At 69.7% G+C, this 17126-nt stretch carries 19 protein-coding genes; 5 read left to right on the top strand and 14 right to left on the bottom strand.

Going from position 1 to position 17126, the window contains the following annotated elements; translation table 11 throughout:
- Nucleotides 1–125: 125 nt before the first annotated feature.
- Nucleotides 126–458 (top strand): hypothetical protein, encoded by a 333-nt coding sequence (locus tag AC07PU_RS20670; RefSeq protein WP_495320048.1) that lies wholly within the window; start codon nt 126–128, stop codon nt 456–458.
- Between the two features lie 126 nt (nt 459–584).
- Here the strand turns inward: AC07PU_RS20670 and AC07PU_RS20665 are convergent, their stop codons facing one another.
- From AC07PU_RS20665 to AC07PU_RS20650, 4 genes are all read right to left on the bottom strand, one after another.
- Nucleotides 585–836: a hypothetical protein gene (locus tag AC07PU_RS20665; RefSeq protein ID WP_495320046.1), complete on the bottom strand. Its 252-nt coding sequence runs from the start codon at nt 834–836 to the stop codon at nt 585–587.
- A gap of 91 nt (nt 837–927) precedes the next feature.
- Entirely contained in the window at nt 928–2064 is a 1137-nt protein-coding gene (locus tag AC07PU_RS20660; protein ID WP_495320044.1) for a PAS domain-containing sensor histidine kinase, read from the bottom strand.
- Nucleotides 2061–2876 carry an alpha/beta fold hydrolase gene (locus AC07PU_RS20655; protein ID WP_495320042.1) on the bottom strand — a complete coding sequence of 272 codons (816 nt, stop codon included), beginning with the start codon at nt 2874–2876 and terminating at the stop codon, nt 2061–2063. Before AC07PU_RS20655 ends, AC07PU_RS20660 begins: the two co-directional genes overlap by 4 nt.
- Before the next feature lie 91 nt (nt 2877–2967).
- Entirely contained in the window at nt 2968–3915 is a 948-nt protein-coding gene (locus AC07PU_RS20650; protein ID WP_495320040.1) for a LysR family transcriptional regulator, read from the bottom strand.
- Between the two features lie 103 nt (nt 3916–4018).
- Here AC07PU_RS20650 and AC07PU_RS20645 point away from each other — a divergent pair, with 103 nt between their 5' ends.
- From AC07PU_RS20645 to AC07PU_RS20630, 4 genes are read left to right on the top strand one after another with little or no spacing between them, the layout of a single operon-like run.
- A complete protein-coding gene (locus tag AC07PU_RS20645; protein WP_495320039.1) occupies nt 4019–4996 on the top strand; it encodes a Bug family tripartite tricarboxylate transporter substrate binding protein in 978 nt (325 codons plus the stop codon).
- A gap of 49 nt (nt 4997–5045) precedes the next feature.
- A complete protein-coding gene (locus tag AC07PU_RS20640) occupies nt 5046–6422 on the top strand; it encodes an MmgE/PrpD family protein (RefSeq protein ID WP_495320037.1) in 1377 nt (458 codons plus the stop codon).
- A gap of 13 nt (nt 6423–6435) precedes the next feature.
- Nucleotides 6436–7518, top strand: a complete 1083-nt coding sequence (locus tag AC07PU_RS20635; RefSeq protein WP_495320035.1) for an isocitrate/isopropylmalate dehydrogenase family protein — start codon at nt 6436–6438, stop codon at nt 7516–7518.
- 14 nt (nt 7519–7532) lie between these two features.
- Nucleotides 7533–8528 carry a quinone oxidoreductase family protein gene (locus AC07PU_RS20630; protein WP_495320033.1) on the top strand — a complete coding sequence of 332 codons (996 nt, stop codon included), beginning with the start codon at nt 7533–7535 and terminating at the stop codon, nt 8526–8528.
- Nucleotides 8529–8531: 3 nt separating this feature from the next.
- Here AC07PU_RS20630 and AC07PU_RS20625 read toward each other — a convergent pair whose 3' ends face one another.
- The 10 genes from AC07PU_RS20625 to AC07PU_RS20580 all read right to left on the bottom strand — a co-directional run bounded on the left by AC07PU_RS20625 (nt 8532) and on the right by AC07PU_RS20580 (nt 17116).
- Nucleotides 8532–8885 carry a hypothetical protein gene (locus AC07PU_RS20625; RefSeq protein ID WP_490875966.1) on the bottom strand — a complete coding sequence of 118 codons (354 nt, stop codon included), beginning with the start codon at nt 8883–8885 and terminating at the stop codon, nt 8532–8534.
- A complete protein-coding gene (locus tag AC07PU_RS20620; protein WP_296780548.1) occupies nt 8882–9436 on the bottom strand; it encodes a hypothetical protein in 555 nt (184 codons plus the stop codon). The genes AC07PU_RS20625 and AC07PU_RS20620 overlap by 4 nt, the downstream gene beginning before the upstream one ends.
- Before the next feature lie 203 nt (nt 9437–9639).
- Nucleotides 9640–11046 (bottom strand): heavy metal sensor histidine kinase, encoded by a 1407-nt coding sequence (locus AC07PU_RS20615; protein ID WP_495320030.1) that lies wholly within the window; start codon nt 11044–11046, stop codon nt 9640–9642.
- Complete coding sequence (locus tag AC07PU_RS20610) at nt 11043–11723, bottom strand: heavy metal response regulator transcription factor (protein WP_208512467.1); 681 nt, start codon at nt 11721–11723, stop codon at nt 11043–11045. Before AC07PU_RS20610 ends, AC07PU_RS20615 begins: the two co-directional genes overlap by 4 nt.
- A gap of 76 nt (nt 11724–11799) precedes the next feature.
- Nucleotides 11800–12585, bottom strand: coding sequence for an alpha/beta hydrolase (locus AC07PU_RS20605; protein ID WP_495320027.1), 786 nt, complete (start codon nt 12583–12585; stop codon nt 11800–11802).
- 129 nt (nt 12586–12714) lie between these two features.
- Nucleotides 12715–13500 (bottom strand): class II aldolase/adducin family protein, encoded by a 786-nt coding sequence (locus AC07PU_RS20600; protein ID WP_495320025.1) that lies wholly within the window; start codon nt 13498–13500, stop codon nt 12715–12717.
- Between the two features lie 18 nt (nt 13501–13518).
- Nucleotides 13519–14622 carry an ABC transporter substrate-binding protein gene (locus tag AC07PU_RS20595; protein ID WP_495320023.1) on the bottom strand — a complete coding sequence of 368 codons (1104 nt, stop codon included), beginning with the start codon at nt 14620–14622 and terminating at the stop codon, nt 13519–13521.
- Nucleotides 14623–14659: 37 nt separating this feature from the next.
- Entirely contained in the window at nt 14660–15499 is an 840-nt protein-coding gene (locus tag AC07PU_RS20590) for an ABC transporter permease (protein WP_495320021.1), read from the bottom strand.
- A complete protein-coding gene (locus AC07PU_RS20585) occupies nt 15496–16263 on the bottom strand; it encodes an ABC transporter ATP-binding protein (RefSeq protein ID WP_209542205.1) in 768 nt (255 codons plus the stop codon). Before AC07PU_RS20585 ends, AC07PU_RS20590 begins: the two co-directional genes overlap by 4 nt.
- 34 nt (nt 16264–16297) lie before the next feature.
- Nucleotides 16298–17116, bottom strand: a complete 819-nt coding sequence (locus AC07PU_RS20580; protein WP_495320019.1) for an enoyl-CoA hydratase/isomerase family protein — start codon at nt 17114–17116, stop codon at nt 16298–16300.
- Nucleotides 17117–17126 lie beyond the last annotated feature (10 nt).

The following is a 17126-nucleotide window of genomic DNA, read 5'->3' as shown; positions in this document are numbered from 1 at the left end:
GATGGACGCCCGATGAATCTCATCGGGCGTTTTCTTTTTTGAGGGAGGCGATCCTCGTTTGCCGGCATGTCCATGGCGGTAGCATCCGGCCAAGACCATCCATTCCCTGTCGCCTTCCAACGAAGATGAGCCGCGTGACCATTTCCACAGCGCCGTGCGACCCGTCCGCTTCGTTGGTGAGCGAAATCCGGCGCATTACGAAGCTCGGCGTTCTCGATGTGCGAGACCGCCTTTCCACCGGGAAGCCCGTGTTCGATCAGGCGCTTTTTTCCGATCGAACAGAGGACGTCTTTGCCAAAGCGCGTGCGGTGCTTGCTGCGCTGGAGCGCGGCGGGCATCGGCCGCTTGTCGGCGAGGCTGGCCGGCCCATCACTCCCGAGATCCTGCGAAACATCTTGCAGGCATCAGAGGAGGGGGCCGAGGAGCTTCGCCGGCTCGATGATTTGGGACATGTGTAGGCGAAGAAGGCTGGATTCGGCCAAAAGACGGCGTTCGCTGCTGCGTTGACGCGCTGGAGAAGCGAAGGCGTCGAGACGGGGTCCCCGCTGGGCCACCCTGTTTTCAACGCGATGCGGAAGCCTCACTCATTGGAATGACGCAATGAGAAGCACCAGGCCCCCAACGGCCGCAGCGATCAGCGCACAGATGCCGGCGCCAGCCAGCAGATGCGTCGCATGGCGGCGGTCGTCGGCGGTGTCGTCGTGCCGGAAACCGCGCAGCAGGCCACCCGCAAGCGCCAGGAGGTGAAGCAGCGCCCCGAAGGCGGCGAGCACGCCGGCGGCCAGGGCGAAGCCCAGCGCGGCCCACGACAGGGTCACGATGACCTTGGCAATCATGGCAGCGCGGTGGGGCTTGTCGCCGTCGAGCCGTCCCGGGGGCCGGTGCACGGTGGCTTGCCAGCGTTCATGAGCAAAGACATCCCCGGTGCTACGAAGGAAGACCCTCGGCATGCGCGGGAAAGCGCAGGCCGAACGAGGTGCCATCGGCCACCGTCGACGTCACGCTCATGTCGCCGCCATGGGCGCGCGCGATCTCGCGGACGATGAAGAGGCCCAGCCCGACGCTGCGCACGGTGTTGCTGCCGGTCTCGCCGCGGACCATGGGTTCGAACATGTCGGCCAGCACCGCCTCGGGAATGGGCGCGCCGAGATTGCGCACCACGATCTCGGCCGTGGCGCCGGCCACGCTCGAACGGACGAACACGGGCGTGTCGACCTGGCCGTAGGCGGCCGCATTGCTCACGAGGTTGCCGATCAGCTGCGCCAGCCGGTCGGCGTCCGCCACGCAGGCGCTGTCGCCTTCGGACGCGAACTCGATCGTGCGGCCCGGGTAGGCCAGCCGCAGCTCCGACAGCGCGCCGTCGACCACCTCGTGCAGGTCGACCGCCCGGCGGTTGACCGTGAGCCCCTGGCCCACGCGCGCCTGGGTGAAGTCGAGCAGCTCCTCGATCAGCCGCTGCGCCCGCTCGGCCGAATTGCGCACATGCCCCAGGATGCGGGTGCGGCGCTCGCCGTCCACGCGCTCGAGCATCTGCACGCCCATCAGGATGGCCGACAACGGATTGCGCAGGTCATGGCTCACGATGCCGACCATCTGCTCGGCGAACAGCGCCCGGTCGCGCATCAGGCTGCGTGTTTCGCGCTCGGCTTCGAGCAGCGCATCGGCCTTGCGTCTGGCGCCCATCAATTCGCGCTCGTAGCGGTTGCGGTCCTCGGCGACGAAGGCCGCGATCTCGTCGAACTCGCCTTCGGGTCGTTGGCGCCGGCGGGCGTTGAGGATCATGGGGATCGTTCGTCCGTCGCGATGGCGAAGGTCGAACTTCACCTCGGCCAGCGATCCCTGCATCTGCAGCGAAGGCGCCCAATGCGTCTGATGGAAGATCCGGCCGCCCATCGTGAAGAGTTCCTGCAATCGCTTCGCGCCGACGAGCTCGTCGCGAGGGATGCCGATCCAGTCGCAGAACGTGCCGTTGGCCTTGACGATCGTGCCGTCGAGCCTCGTCACGATCAAGCCGCACGGTGCCTCGTCGAAGAGGCCGGCGAGGTCGGGGATGGCCTGCGTCATCCGGCTCGGGCCCGCGGCAGCGCATCGAGGAAGGCCTCGATCGCATCGCAGCACGCATCGGGCGCGCTCAGGTGAGGGCAATGGCCGACGTTCTCGACGACGCGCAAGGTGCTGTGGGGCAGAACCTCGTGGACGTAGCGGCCGACGACCGGTGGCGCGATCAGGTCCTCGGACGACTGGATGATGAGCGTGGGCGTGCGCAGCTTCGCCAGGTCTTCGCGGTTGTCGGACAGGAAGGTGACCCTGGCGAACTGCTTGGCGATGTCGGGATCGGTGCGGCAGAAGCTCGCCGAAAGCTCTTCACCGAGTTCCGGGCGTTCGGGCACGCCCATGATGGCGGGCGCCATGCTGCTCGCCCAGCCGAGGTAGTTGCTGTCGAGCGTGTCCAGCAGCGAGTCGATGTCCTCGCGCGCGAAGCCGCCCACGTAGTCGCCATCGTCGATGTAGCACGGCGAAGGGCCGATCATCACGTTCGCCGCGAAGGTGCCGGGCGACTTCAGTTCGGCGAGCACCCCGATCATGCCGCTGACCGAATGGCCCACGAAGATCGCCGACCCCGCGGCCACGTCGCGGACGACCTCGAGCAGGTCGTCGGCATAACCCTCGAGGCTCGAATACTTCGCGCTGTCGTAGGCATCGAGGTCCGATTGGCCCGCGCCCACCAGGTCGAAGGTCACCACCTTGTAGCGGTCCGCGAACCGTGGCGCCATGAGCCGCCACATGTTCTGGTCGCACCCGAATCCATGGGCGAAGACGAGGGTCGCCGGTCCCGAACCCTGGATCCGGATGTTGTTTCGATGGTGGACGTTCATGAAAAGCTCAGACGAAGTCTGAGGCGAAGAGATGGCGGGAGCAGCCAGAAGTATCCATTTTGCGCCGATTCGGTGAACGCCAGGCGCTGGCTCAAGGCCGGCGCGCGCGTTCCGGTGTCCGGGCCTTCTTCGGCCTGGCCGCCTTCACGCTCGACCGGCTCGCCAGCGCCAGCATCTCCAGAAACGCCGCCGCCGCCGGCGACAGGCTGCGTCCCGCGCGCCGGATCACGCCGATGGTGCGCCCGATCTCGGGCCGTTCCAGCCGCACCCCGACCACCGCGGCCGGCTTGCGCGGCAGCGTGAGCTGCGGCACCACGGCCACGCCGAGGCCGTTCTCGACCATGCCGATCAGCGTGGAGACGTGGCGCACCTCGCACACCGGGCGCGGCAGCGGCGGCAGCTCGGCCAGGGCCTGGTCGATGAACAGGCGGTTGCGGCTGGCCTGCGAGACGCGCGCATGCGGGTACTGCGCGAGTTCCTCCCATCCCACGGACTTGCGCCGCGCCAGCGGATGGTCCGCGGGGCAGGCCAGCACATAGGGTTCCTTGAGCAGCGGCGTGAACTCCACCTCGGGGTCCTGCATGCCGATGTAGTTGAGCGCGAAATCGGCCTCGCCCTGCTTCACGCTCGCGAGCACCTCGTCGGCGCCCTCCTCGATGATGCGCACCAGCACATGCGGATGGCGCGCGCGGAAGGCCTGGATCACGGGCGGCATGAAGTGGTGCACGGTCGACAGCACGCAGCCGATGGTGACGTCGCCGGCCTCGAGCTCGGCCGCGTCGCGCAGGCTCAGCACCGAGCGGTCGAGGTCGTCGACCAGGCCGCGGATCTGGCCGAGGAAGCGCCGGCCCAGCAGCGTGAGCTCGACGCTGCGCGTGGTGCGGTCGAACAGGCGCACGCCCAGCAGCTCCTCGAGGTGCGAGATGCGCCGCGACAGCGCGGGCTGCGACAGGTGCAGGGTGCGCGCCGCCGCGGCGAAGCTCTGCAGCTCGCCCACGGTGACGAAGGCGCGCAGGTCGGCCAGCGAGGGCTTCAGCATTTCAGTTCACTCATGCAGTTCATGCAATAAACCCCCAAAAACTTGCAATTTACTGCAATGACGCCCAGGCAGAAGATGCGCGGCAGAACAAGGAGACACCGACATGCAACGCCGCCAACTGCTGCTGACCGCTTCCGCGGCCTCGGCCACCCTCGCGATGCCCCGCTTCGCGATCGCGCAGGACTTTCCGAGCAAGCCGATCCGCTACATCGTGCCGGTCGCCGCCGGCGGCGGCAACGACATGATCGCCCGCGTGGTCGCCGAACGCTGGGGCCGCGCGCTGGGCCAGCCCTTCGTGATCGACAACCAGAGCGGCGGCGGCGGCGTGGTGGCCTGCCAGAACACGGCGCGCGCCGCGGCCGACGGCTACACGCTGATGCAGGGCTATGTGGCGACCCACGGCACCACGCCCGCGACGCGCCGCGTGAGCTACAACGCGATCAAGGATTTCACGCCGATCGGCATGATCGGCGCCACGCCCAACGTGCTGGCCATCAATGCCGACGTGCCCGCGAAGACCGTGGCCGAGTTCGTCGACTACGTGAAGCGCAACCCCGGCAAGGTGAGCTACGGCTCGGCCGGCGCGGGCTCGCTCACGCACATGACGATGGAGCTGTTCAAGCAGGAGACCGGCGTGGTCATGGTGCACGTGCCGTACCGCGGCATCGCGCCGGCCATCAACGACGTGCTCGGCGGCCAGACCCAGGCCATGTTCCCGGGGCTCGCGGCGGCGCTGCCGCACCTGCGCTCGGGCCGCATGCGCGCGCTGGCCGTCACCGGCGGCAAGCGCAGCGCGCAGCTCAAGGACGTGCCGACCCTGGACGAGGTCGGCTTCAAGGGCTTCGATGCGATGCAGTGGTACGGCTCGGTCGGCCCGGCCGGCATGCCGGCCGACGTGGTGCGCCGCCTCAACGAGACCCAGGTCGCGGTGCTCAAGGCGCCCGACCTGGCCGAGAAGCTCGCGAGCGAGGCCGTCGAGCCCTGGCCGATGACGCCCGACCAGTTCGGCAAGTACATCGGCTCGGAGATCGCGCGCTGGACCGCGCTCGCCAAGGCCCGGAACATCCAGCTCGACGAGTAGGTCCGGCCGGCTCCCTTTCCTTTTCTCAACGCAACCAGCAAGAACTCCAGTGGCCCGCAACACGCACGTTTCCGCCGACACCTCGGCCCCTCCCGTCACCGCCATCCTGGCCCGCTTCGTCGCCACGCATCCGTCGCGCGGCTGGAGCGACGCGGTCGAGCGCGAGGCGCATCGCACCTTCTACAACTGGCTCGGCTGCGCCATTGGCGCCGCGCGCCACGAGGCGGCCGAGGCCGCGATCGCCGCCGTGCGCATGCTCGAGCCGGCGCCGCAGGCCAGCGTGCCGGGCCGCGCCGACAAGGTCGACATGGCCAGCGCGGCACTGCTCAATGGCATCACCTCGCACACCTTCGATTTCGACGACACGCACCTCAAGACCATCATCCATCCGGCCGGACCGGTGGCCTCGGCGCTGCTCGCGCTCGGCGAGCACCGCGGGGCCTCGGGCCGCCAGCTGATCGACGCGCTGGTGCTCGGCATCGACGTGGCCTGCCGCATCGGCAACACCATGTACCCCGACCACTACGACCGCGGCTGGCACATCACGGGCTCGACCGGCATGCTCGGCGCGGCCGCGGGTTGCGCGCGGCTGCTGGGGCTGGACGAACACCGCACGGCGATGGCGATCGGCATCGCGGCCTCGCAGCCCGTGGGCCTGCGCGAGCAGTTCGGCACCATGACCAAGCCTTTCCATCCGGGCGCCGCGGCGCGCGCGGGCCTGATGTCGGCGCTGCTCGCGAGCCAGGGCTTCACGGCCAGCGAGCGCGCGCTCGAGGCGCCGCGCGGTTTCGTGCAGGTGGCTTCCGACAAGCGGGCCTGGCACGAGGTCACCGACGAGCTCGGCGAGCGCTTCGAGATCTCCTTCAACACCTACAAGCCCTTCGCCTGCGGCATCGTGATCCATCCGAGCATCGACGCCTGCGTGCGGCTGCGCGCGCAGGGCATCGCACCCGAGGACGTGGAGCGCATCGAGCTGCGCGTGCATTCGCTGGTGCTCGAGCTCACGGGCAAGAAGGAGCCGAAGGACGGGCTGCAGGGCAAGTTCAGCGTCTACCACGGCTGCGCCGTGGGCCTGATCCATGGCCGTGCCGGCGAGGAGGAGTTCTCGGATGCGATGGTCAACGACCCGCGCGTGGTCGCGCTGCGCAACCGGGTGCTGGCTGTGGTCGACGATGGCATCGCGGAAGAATCGGTGCACGTGAGCGCGCTGCTGCGCGACGGCCGGCGCGTCGAGGTGCAGGTCGATCATGCGATCGGCTCGATGCACAACCCGCTCTCCGATGTGCAGCTCGAGGCCAAGTTCGACGCGCTCGCGGTGCCGCTGCTCGGCGCACAGCGTTCGGGCCGGATCACCGAGGTGTGCCGCACGCTGGCCGCGCTGCCCGACCTGCGCACGCTGACCGCATTGACAGCGCCGTCGGCTTGAACAGGAGGCACGCATGACGAACAGCATTCCATCGCTTCGCATCGGCATCCTCGACGGCGACGACATCGGCCACGAGATCGTGCCGGCCTCGGTCGACATCGCGCGCGCGGCCGCCGAGCTGCACGGCGTGGCCATCGACTGGCATCCGCTGCCGATCGGCGCACGCGCGCTCCAGACCCACGGCCACACCCTGCCGCCCGGCACCCTCGAGACCCTGCGCACGCTCGACGGCTGGCTCCTCGGGCCCATCGGCCACCGCGCCTATCCCAAGGGACCGAACGCGATCAATCCGCATCCGATCCTGCGCAAGACCTTCAACCTGTTCGCCAACGTGCGACCCACGCGCTCGTATCCGGACATCGGCTGCCTGCACGACGGCGTCGACCTGGTGATCGTGCGCGAGAACAACGAGGGCTTCCAGCCCGACCGCAACATGGTCGCGGGCTCGGGCGAGTTCCGGCCCAACGACGAGGTCACGCTGTCGGTGCGCGTGATCACCCGCACCGGCAGCCGGCGCGTGGCGCGCGCGGCCTTCGAACTCGCGCGGCAGCGCCGCAAGCACCTGACCTATGTGCACAAGGACACCGTGTTCAAGCTCGGCTGCGGCATGTTCGTCGAGGAGTGCAGGAAGCTCGCCGAGGAGTACCCCGACGTGCGCGTCGACGACGTGATCGTCGACACCTTCGCGATGCGGCTGGTGCGTGATCCGCAGAGCTTCGACGTGGTGGTCACGACCAACATGTTCGGCGACATCCTGTCGGACGAGGCGGCCGGCCTGGTGGGTGGCCTGGGCATGGCGCCGGGGCTGTGCATCGGCGACGGCGACATCGCGATGGCGCAGGCCACGCACGGCTCGGCGCCCGACATCGCGGGCCAGGGCATCGCCAATCCCTACGCGATGATCGAGTCGACGCGCATGCTGCTCGACTGGCTCGGCCACAGCCGCGGCAACGAGGGCGCGGTGCGCATGGCGGCGTCGATGTCGCGCGCCACCACGGCCGCCCTGGCCGATCGTTCGGCGCGCACCGGCGACATCCGCGGCAGCGGCAACACGGTGGCGTTCACGCAGGCCGTGCTGCGCCATCTGAGTGCTTGAAGGGGAATCTCTCGATGACCGAAGCGACCACCATGCAGTCCTTCTGGATGCGGATGAGCGAGGCGGGCGGTGTGCTCGAGCAACGCGAGGTGCCGGTGCCCACCGCGGGCCCGGGGCAGTTGCTGGTGCGCCTGCATGCAGCGTCGCTCAACCGCGGCGAGTTCCTGGCGAGCCACGGCGCGTCGGGTGGTTGGCGGCCGGCCGGCGGGGAGGGTGCAGGCAGGGTGGTCGATGTTGGAAATGCCGTTAGTGGATTTCAAGTCGGCGATCGCGTCATGGGCCGCTGCGCCGGGGCCTTCGCGGAGTACGCGCTGATGGAAGCGGCCGAGGCCATGGCCGTGCCGCAGGCGCTGTCGTGGGAAGAAGCCGCGAGCATTCCGCTGGCCTTCCTGGTCGCGTTCGACATGCTGGTGCTGCAGGGCCGGCTGCAGCCCGGCGAATGGCTGCTGGTCAACGGCGTGTCCTCGGGCGTCGGGGTGGCGTCGCTGCAACTGGGCAAGGCGCTCGGCGCGCGCGTCATCGGCACCTCGGGCTCGGCCGACAAGCTCGCGGCCCTCGCGCCGCTGGGGCTCGACGTCGCGCTGCCCACCCGCGCCGCCGATTTCGCGCCGGCCGTGCTGCAAGCCACCGAGGACAAGGGCGCGAACCTCGTCGTCAACACGGTCGGCGGTTCGGTGTTCGCCGAGAACCTGCGCGCGATGGCCTTCGAGGGGCGGCACGCGACCGTGGGTCATGTCGACGGCGTGCTGCATGCCGAGCTCGACCTCGAGGCCCTGCATGCGCGCCGGCTGGTGCTGTTCGGCGTCTCGAACAAGCTGCGCACCAAGGCCCAGCGCGCCTCGGGCGTGCCGCGTTTCGTCGCCGAGGTGCTGCCGCTGTTCGCGGCCGGCCGCATCCGGCCGCGCATCGACCAAGTGGTGGCGTTCGACGAACTGCCGGCGGCCAAGGCGCGGATGGAGGCCGGGGCGCATATCGGGAAGATCGTGCTGCGCATGCCGGGAGCGGGCTGAGACTTAGGGCACGACCGCGAGCAGCTTGATTCCAGCTTGCTCCAGCTCGTCGGCCAGAACGGTTTCCGCCACGAAGATCGCGGCCCCCTCGTAGCGCAGGGCCGCAGTCGCGTCGAACAGCTCGGCGACCACGGTCTCGGGCGGTGTGCCGGCGGGAAGATCGAAGATGCCGTTGCCCGCGATACTGTCGATCACCTGCTGGCGCCCTGACTGCATGGCCAGGGCGAGCGACTGGACGCAGAGGCTGCTGAGGTCGGGTTCTTCCACGAGGTACTTGAAGGCGTACTCGATGTCGGTGTTCGCGACCCGCGCGACCCACCGTCCTTGCCCGATCTCGAGAATCAGCAGGTCGTTCATGGCTTGCCTCCCGTGTAGTCGCTGATGGTCACGGTCAGGTCGAGCGCCGTGTGCCACGACTGCGCGCGGCCGATGGCCGCGAGGCCGCCGACGTGCCCGTCGGCGAAGAAGGTCCTGGGGTCCGACGGATCCGACCCCGAGCGCGCCCATTGCGGATCCCTGCCAGGGTTGTTGTCCCAGCACACGTCCCAGTACGGACGCTTGCCCATGCCGAAGACCTGCACCGGCGCGACGATCCGCACGCCGAAGCGCACCGGGATCTCGGGGCTGTACCAGGTGACGTAGGCGTTGTTGGCGCCGTCGGCGATCCACGAAAACGCGATCTGGCAGATGTCCAGCGTCTCCATGCCCGAACGGGCCTTGAGCACCGGCCCCGGCGAGGAGGTCACGCTGCCGAGCGCGAAGTCCTTGGTGTAGCCGGTGACGTCGCGCCGGAGCTCGAACTTCGAGTAGTTGACGAAAGTGATCTTGATCTCGCCGCTGTCGACGGCCGCGCTCGGGACCAAGGACGCATTGGCGACGATGTCGGGCGATAGATGCATGTCGGTCATGGAATTGCTCCTCCTGCTCTGCAATCGGCCTGTGCGATGGTGCGAAACGCGGGCCCGCTTTTCTCTCGTGAAGAAGCGCGGCATTTCGCCGGTCCCGGTGAGTGGCCGAGGAACTCGCCTGGACATCGCGGCAAGCGTAGGCAGGCCGGTCGATGCGGGGAATCCCCGAAACCAAGTAAACGCCCGGGCGGGCCGGGGTGGACCTACGCGGGCGAGCTCGGCGTCGATGCGGCGACGCGGCTACCGAGCGTGAACCCGATCTCGTTGGTCCCCGCCGCGCCCTGCACGAAGGTCTCCCCCCCATGCATGCGCGCGATCGCCCGCACGATCGCCAGCCCGAGCCCGAAGCGCTCGCCGGTCCTGGGCCGCGAGCTGTCGCCGCGCCAGAAGCGCTCGAACATGTGCTGCCGCACCTCTTCCGGAATCGCATCGCCGGGGTTGGAGACGGTGATGCGCGCGCCCTCCGGCAGCGCCTCGATGCGCAAGCCGATCACGGCCTCCTGCGGCGCATGGCGCGACGCGTTCGTCAGCAGGTTCACGAGCGCGCGGCGCAGCAGCACGCGGTTGACGGGCACCGAGGCATCGCCCTCGATCTCGAGCCGCTGGCGCTTCTCCTCGAGGAAGACCTCGACGAATTCGCCGACCTGCCGCGCCTGCTCGCCCAGCGAGAGCTCGCGCAGGTCCTCGGCCGCGTCGCCGCGGTCGGCGCGCGCGAGGAACAGCATGTCGTTGACCATCGAGCCCAGCGTGCGCAGCTCCTCGAGGTGCGACTCGAGCACCTCGCGCATCTCGTCCTGGGGCCGGTCGCGCGCGAGCGCGAGCTCGGCACCGTTGATCATGATGGCCAGCGGCGTGCGCAGCTCGTGCGCCACGTCGGCATTGAAGCCCTCGAGCTGGGTCCACGCATCCTCCATGCGCGCCAGCACCTCGTTGAAACGCAGGGCCAGCGGCAGCAGCTCGGTGCTGTCGGCCGGCAGGGTCAGCCGCTGCGACAGCCCGCCGGGGCGTATCACCGAGGCCTCGCGCGACAGGTCCGCGAGCGCGCGCAGGCCGCGCCGCGTGGCGATGGCGCCGAGCGCCACGGTGCACAGCACGCCGAGCGCGCCGACCAGCAGGCCGTAGTTGTCGTAGCGGTCGAGCATCTCGGCGCGCGGCCGCGGGTCCATGCCGATCAGCACCTGCGCACCCGGAAAGATGGCGTGCTCGTCGAGCCGGTAGTGCGCGCCGCGCAGCACCACGCCGTCCTGCCGCTGCAGCCAGACCTTGTTGCCCTCGCCGCGCAGCGTGGGCGGCATCGGCTCGGCGCCGTAGAGCATCTCGCCGTCGCGCGCGATCAGCCACACGTTCCAGCGGTAGCGCCCGCCCACGCTGGTGGCCGCGAGGTGACGCCGCAGCATCGGCAGGTCGGCCGGCGTGCGCACCTCGTCGATGAAGTGCTGCACCACCTCGGTCTTGCCGCTGAGGTCCGAGCGCTCGTCGGCGATCAGCACCTGCTCGAGCGCCTTGTGCAGCAGGTAGCCGGTGGCCGCGAACACCGCGACCGCGACCACCGCCAGCATCAGCACCAGGCGCGCCGAGATCGACCCGAAGCGCACCCGCGGTGCCTTCACGCGGACTCCAGCACGTAGCCCATGCCGCGCACGGTGCGCAGCATCGGGGTCTCGAAAGGCTCGTCGAGCTTGGCGCGCAGGCGGCGCACCGCCACCTCGACCACGTTGGTGTCGCTGTCGAAGTTCATGTCCCACACCTGCTCGGCGATCACGGTGCGCGACAGCACCTCGCCGCGGCGCCGCATCAGCAGCGCCAGGATCAGGAACTCCTTGTTGGTCAGCTCGAGCGCCTGGCCGCCGCGCGAGGCCTTGCGCCGCGCGAGGTCCAGCTGCAGCTCGCCCAGGGTCAGCACGGTGGGCTCCGAGGTGCCGCCCGAGCGCACGCCGCGGCGGCGCAGCGCGGTCAGGCGCGCCAGCAGCTCCGAGAACGCGAAGGGCTTGACGAGGTAGTCGTCGGCGCCATCCTGCAGCCCGCGCACGCGGTCCTCGACCTGGTCGCGCGCCGTCAGCATGAGCACCGCCACGTCCTTGGTGGCGCGGATCGCCTTGAGCACCGCGAAGCCGTCGAGGCCGGGCAGCATCACGTCGAGCACCACGATGTCGTACTCGCCGTTCACCGCGAGATGGCGGCCATCGATGCCGTCGGCCGCGACGTCGACGACGTAGCCGTTCTCGGTGAGTCCCTTGCGCAGGTAGTCCGCCAGCTTGGGATGATCTTCGACGACGAGCACGCGCATGTTGTGTCCTTCCGGGGGCCGCCGCCGGCGGCTCGACCGGCGCGGCGGTTCCGCAGTCTATCGCCGGGCCGCGCGTTCAGCGCCGGCCCTGCGCCGCCTTCACGATCAGGTCGGCCACCGCCTGGGGCTGCGACAGCAGCGACACGTGGCTCGCGTCGAGCTCGACCGTGCTGGCCTTCATGCGCTGGGCCATGAAGCGCTGCAGCTCGGGATCGATGGTGCGGTCCTGGCGCGAGACGGCATACCAGGTCGGCTTGTCGTGCCAGGCTGCCACGGTGGTTTTGGCGGTCGTGATGGCGCGCGCGAACGGCTGCTGCACCGCGTAGTAGGCGAGTGCGTCGGCCGGCGGCAGGTCGCCCGCGAAGTCCTTCACGAAGGCCGGCTGGCTCAGCGAACCCCAGCCGTTGGTGTCCCACTGCAGGCCGGCGCCGGCGGGCGCGGCCGCGAACTTGCGCGTCAGGGCCGGGTAGTCCTCGCCGGCATCGGGCGCGCGCGCCGCGATGTAGACCAGGCCCGCCACGTGCGGGTCGGTGCCCGCCTCGCTGATCACCATGCCGGCGTACGAATGGCCGACCAGCAGCGTCGGGCCGTCCTGCTGCGCCAGCACGCGCCTGACCGCGTCGACGTCGTCCTGGAAGCCGCTCAGCGGGTTCTGCACCGAGGTCACGTGCAGGCCCTGGGCCTGCAGCAGCGGAATCACCTTGCCCCAGCTCGATCCGTCGGCATAGAGGCCGTGCACCAGCACCACGTTGTGGACGGCGACCGGCGCCGGGGGCGCGGTCTGCGCACTGGCGGCGGCCGCGGAGAAGACGCCGGCGAGGGCGATGGCCGCGATGCGGCCCATGAGGGTTCTGCGATGCATGAAAGGCTCCAGGTTCTGGCGGTGCCGGTTGCGGCGCCGCGGGGTCATGCAGTGACGACCGGCACTGCTCTGGAGCGGACTGTGGCGCCAGGCCATCGACCTGGATCGCACATTTCGATTACAAAAATGTCATCTGGCCGGCGCCAGCCGCTGCAGCATGGCGTGCCAGGCCCGCTGGTCGGGATCGGTCTGCCCCTTCATGCGGTTGCCGTCGCCGCTCTCGAGCTGTCGCAGCGTCTTCTGGCGGATGGCCTCGGGGATCGCGCGCACGGGCCGCCCGGTCGAGAGCACCGCGATCTGTGCCCGGCAGGCCTTCTCGAGCGCGAGCATGGTCAGCACCGCGTCCGCCACGCTGCGCCCCACGGTCAGCAGGCCGTGGTTGCGCAGGATCAGCACCTTGGCGGTGGCGCCGAGATCGGCCACCAGCCGCTCGCGCTCGTCGAGGTCGAGCGCGATGCCCTCGAAGTCGTGATAGGCCACGCGCTGGTGGAACAGCAGCGACCACTGGTTGAGCGGCAGCAGCCCTTCCTCGAGCGTCGACACCGCCACGCCGGCCACCGTGTGGGTGTGCAGCACGCAGGCGGCATCGTGGCGCGCCGCATGGATCGCGCTGTGGATGGTGAAGCCCGCGGGGTTCACGTCGTGCGGCGAGTCCTCGAGCCGGCGGCCCTCGAGGTCGATCTTCACCAGCGAGCCGGCCGTGACGTCGCGAAACAGCAGGCCGAAGGAATTGATCAGGAACTGGTTCTCGGCATCGGGCACGCGCGCGGAGATGTGCGTGTAGATGCTGTCGTCCAGGCCGTGCAGCGCGATCAGCCGGTAGGCGGCCGCGAGGTCGCAGCGCACCGCGATCTCGGCCGGCGAGCGGCCTGCCGCCGCCGCGTCCGCCGCATAGGCACCATGCATCGGGGTCATCGTTCGCGCTCCTTCGTCTCAGGAGATGGCACAGGCCTTGGCCTGGCGGATCACCGCCTCGTGGTCGTAGCGGTCCACGCGCTCGGCGAAGCCGGGCGTGCGGATCACGAAGGTCTCGGGCGCCACCTTCCTGTCGATCACCTTGTTGTCGAACAGGAAGTCCTGCATGCGCCGGAAGCCGGCCGCATCGACGCGGCCCCAGGCCTGGCCGCCGTCGAGACGCCGCGCCTTGTCCATCGACCCGACCACCGCCGCCACCAGCCGGTCGTCGTTGCGCGCCAGCGTGGCCTCGTCGGCGCCGGTGGGCTTGCTCTGCGGGAAGCGCTTCCAGTGCAGCTGGCGCGCGCACTGCGGATTGGTGGCGGTGAACAGGCTGGCCTTGGCCACGCCGCGCGCGATGGCCTCGACCATCGCCGGGTCGCTGTCGATGATGCGCTGCGTGGTCGCGAGGCTGAAGTCGGCGAAGGTCTCCCAGGCGGGGTCGGACAGGTAGCGCAGCCGGCCGCCGGCATTCTCGAAGCCCACCAGCGCCGTGTGCCAGAACATCAGCCCCTGCACGCGGTTGGCGCGCAGCGCCTCCAGCGCGGGCGCGCCGGTGCCCACGGCGACGATGGTCACGTCCTTGTCGGGATCGAGGCCGCCGGCGCGCAGCAGCGCCTTGAGCATCGGCAGGCCGCCGCTGGCCAGGCTCACGATGCCGATGTTCTTGCCCTTGAGGTCGGCCACCTTCGCGACCGGTCCGTCGGCCTGCACGCCCACGGCCCAGTCGAGCACGTTGTTCACGCTGATCGCGCGGATCGGCAGGTTGTTCATCACGTTGGCCTGGATCAGGGCGCCCGCGCTCATCTGCGACAGCGCGATGCTGCCCGCGGCCAGCTGCTGCACCGTCTGCAGCGAGCCGGGCGTGGCCACCACCTCGACGTCGTAGCCCTCGTCGCGCCAGTAGCCGAGCGCCAGCGGCATCATGAGCCAGGGATAGGCCGCGTTGAGCACGCTCACGCCGCCGACGGCCAGCGTGACCTTCTTCAGGGGCTTGGCGCTCTGGGCCGATGCGTGCAGCGCGCAGGCCAGGAGCAGCAGCAGGAGGGCGCGCAGGCCGCCGGCGAGGATGCGAGTGGTCATGAGAACTCCAGGGTGAAGTGCGAGGGGAAACCGGGGCTCAGGCGCCGAGCGTGGCGTCCTGCTGCGTCTCGAGCCAGAACACGACCCGCTTGCGGGCGTACTTCATGACCGCATGCAGCACGATGCCCATGGCCGACAGCAGGATGAGGATGGCGAACATGCCCGCCGTGTCCATCGAGAAGGTGCGCTGCAGGATCAGGTAGCCCAGCCCCGCCTGCGCGCCGACGAACTCGCCGACCACGGCGCCGATCACCGACAGCACGATCGACACGTCGAGGCCCGCGAAGATGTAGGGCAGCGCATGCGGCACGCGCGCCATGCGGAAGATCTGCCAGCGCGTCGCGGTGAAGGCCCGCAGCAGCTCGATCTGGTCCGCCGGCGCCGCGCGCAGCCCGACGATGGTGTTGGCCAGCGCGGGAAAGAAGGCGATGGTGGCGGTGATGATCACCTTCGAGGTCATGCCGTAGCCGAACCAGATCACGAACAGCGGCGCGATCGCCACCTTGGGGATGGTCTGGAACGCGACGATGTAGGGATAGAGCGTCTTCTCGACCAGCACGAACTGCGACACCAGCGAGCCCAGCACCAGCCCGAGGCCCGCGCCGACCGCGAAGCCCGCGAGCGTCTCGTAGGCGGTCACGCCGAAGTGGTAGGTGAAGGCGTTGGAGATCAGCCCGCTCCACAGCGCCAGCGCGACCGCCGAGGGCGGCGGCACCACGAGCGCGGAGACGTCGAGCGCGCGCACCGCGAGCTCCCAGCCGCCGACCACGACGACGAACAGCGCGATGGCCAGCGGGATCTCGGGCCGGGCGATGCGCCGCGCGGGAGGCGCCGAAGGCGCGGCGGGCAGCACGGTGGAAGCGGTGCGGGTGTTCATGCGTCGAGTGCTCCGAGCGAATGGAAGTGCCTGCGGATGGCCGAGACGTAGCCGCCGAAGCGTTCCGAATTGATCATCTCGAGCCGCCGCGGGCGCGGCAGGTCGATCGGCAGGATCTCGGTGATGCGGCCCGGCCGCGGCGACATCACGACCACGCGGTCGGCAAGGAACACGGCCTCGGGGATGCTGTGCGTGACCAGCACCACCGTCTTGCCGCTCTCCTTCCAGATGCGCAGCAGCTCGAGGTTCATGGTCTCGCGCGTCATCGCGTCGAGCGCGCCGAAGGGCTCGTCCATCAGCACGAAGGCCGGGTCGTGCACCAGCCCGCGCGAGATGCCCACGCGCTGCTGCATGCCGCCCGAGAGTTCGGACGGGTACTTGCCCTCGAAGCCCTCGAGGCCCACCAGCTTGAGCAGCGCGCGGGCGCGCGGCTCGTAGACCTTGCGGTCCAGGCGCTGGATCTCGACCGGCACCATCACGTTCTCGAGCACCGTGCGCCAGGGCAGCAGCACCGGCGCCTGCAGCACCACGCCGACGTCGCGGCTCGGTCCGTCGAGCGGGATGTCGCGCGCCTTCACCGAGCCCGAGCTGCGTCGCAGCGTGCCGGCCAGGATCTTGAGCAGGGTGGACTTGCCGCAGCCGCTGGGCCCGACCACGGTGACGAACTCGCCGTCGGCCACCGAGAGGTTCACGTCCTTCAGCGCGTCGATGTCCACGCCGTCGCGCGTGAGGTAGCGCTTGTTGAGTCCAGAGATCTCGATCATGGTGCGTGCCTTTCGAGGTGCGCCCGGCCTGGCCTCACTGCGGGCCTTCGAGCGCGAAGCGCGCGTCGCGCCACTTGAAGGCGGCCTTCAGGCCCTGCGCGCCGGCCACCTTGAAGAACTCGTCGGCCTCGGCCGATTCCGCCATCAGCACCAGCGTGAAGACCTCGGCGCCGTAGTCGATGGTGGACTGGAAGCCGCGCATCTCGTAGGCGCGGTTCAGCCCCATCTTGTTGAGCTGCATCGCGGGCGGCGGAATCATCGACAGCTTGGTCGCCAGCCGCCGGGCCTCGGCCAGCAGCTGGTCGGCCGGCACCACGCGGTTGGCCAGGCCGATGCGCTGCGCCTCCTGCGCGTCCACGCGGTCGCCGGTCAGCAGCAGCTCCTTGGTCTTCTTCATGCCCAGCACCCAGGGCATGATCGCGTAGGGCGGGGCCGACTTGAACTGGATCTCGGGCTCGCCGAACTGCGCGGTGTCGGCGGCCAGCGTGATGTCACAGACCATCGAGAGGTCGCAGGCGCCGCCGAGGCAGAAGCCGTTGACGGCCGCGATCACCGGCAGCCGCGAGCGCCAGATGCGCGACCAGGTGTCGTTGCCCAGCTTCACGTGCTCGCGCCAGTCCTGCACGGTGGAGAACGGCTCCTCGCGCGGGCTGAGGTCGAAGCCCGCGCTGAAGGCGCGGCCCGCGCCGGTGACGATGAGGGCGCGCACGGCCAGGTTCGCCTCGAGGCTGTCGAGCGCATGCTGCATCTCGAGCAGCAGCTGGTCGTCGAGCGCGTTCATCTTCTCGGGGCGGTTGAGCGTGAGCGTCGCGATGCTGCCGTCGATGGCGAGCTGGATGGCCTGGTAGTCCATGGGTACTTCC

The sequence above is a fragment of the Variovorax sp. GW821-FHT10D07 genome (assembly GCF_059415325.1).
This window is presented reverse-complemented; position numbering and strand designations above follow the sequence as displayed.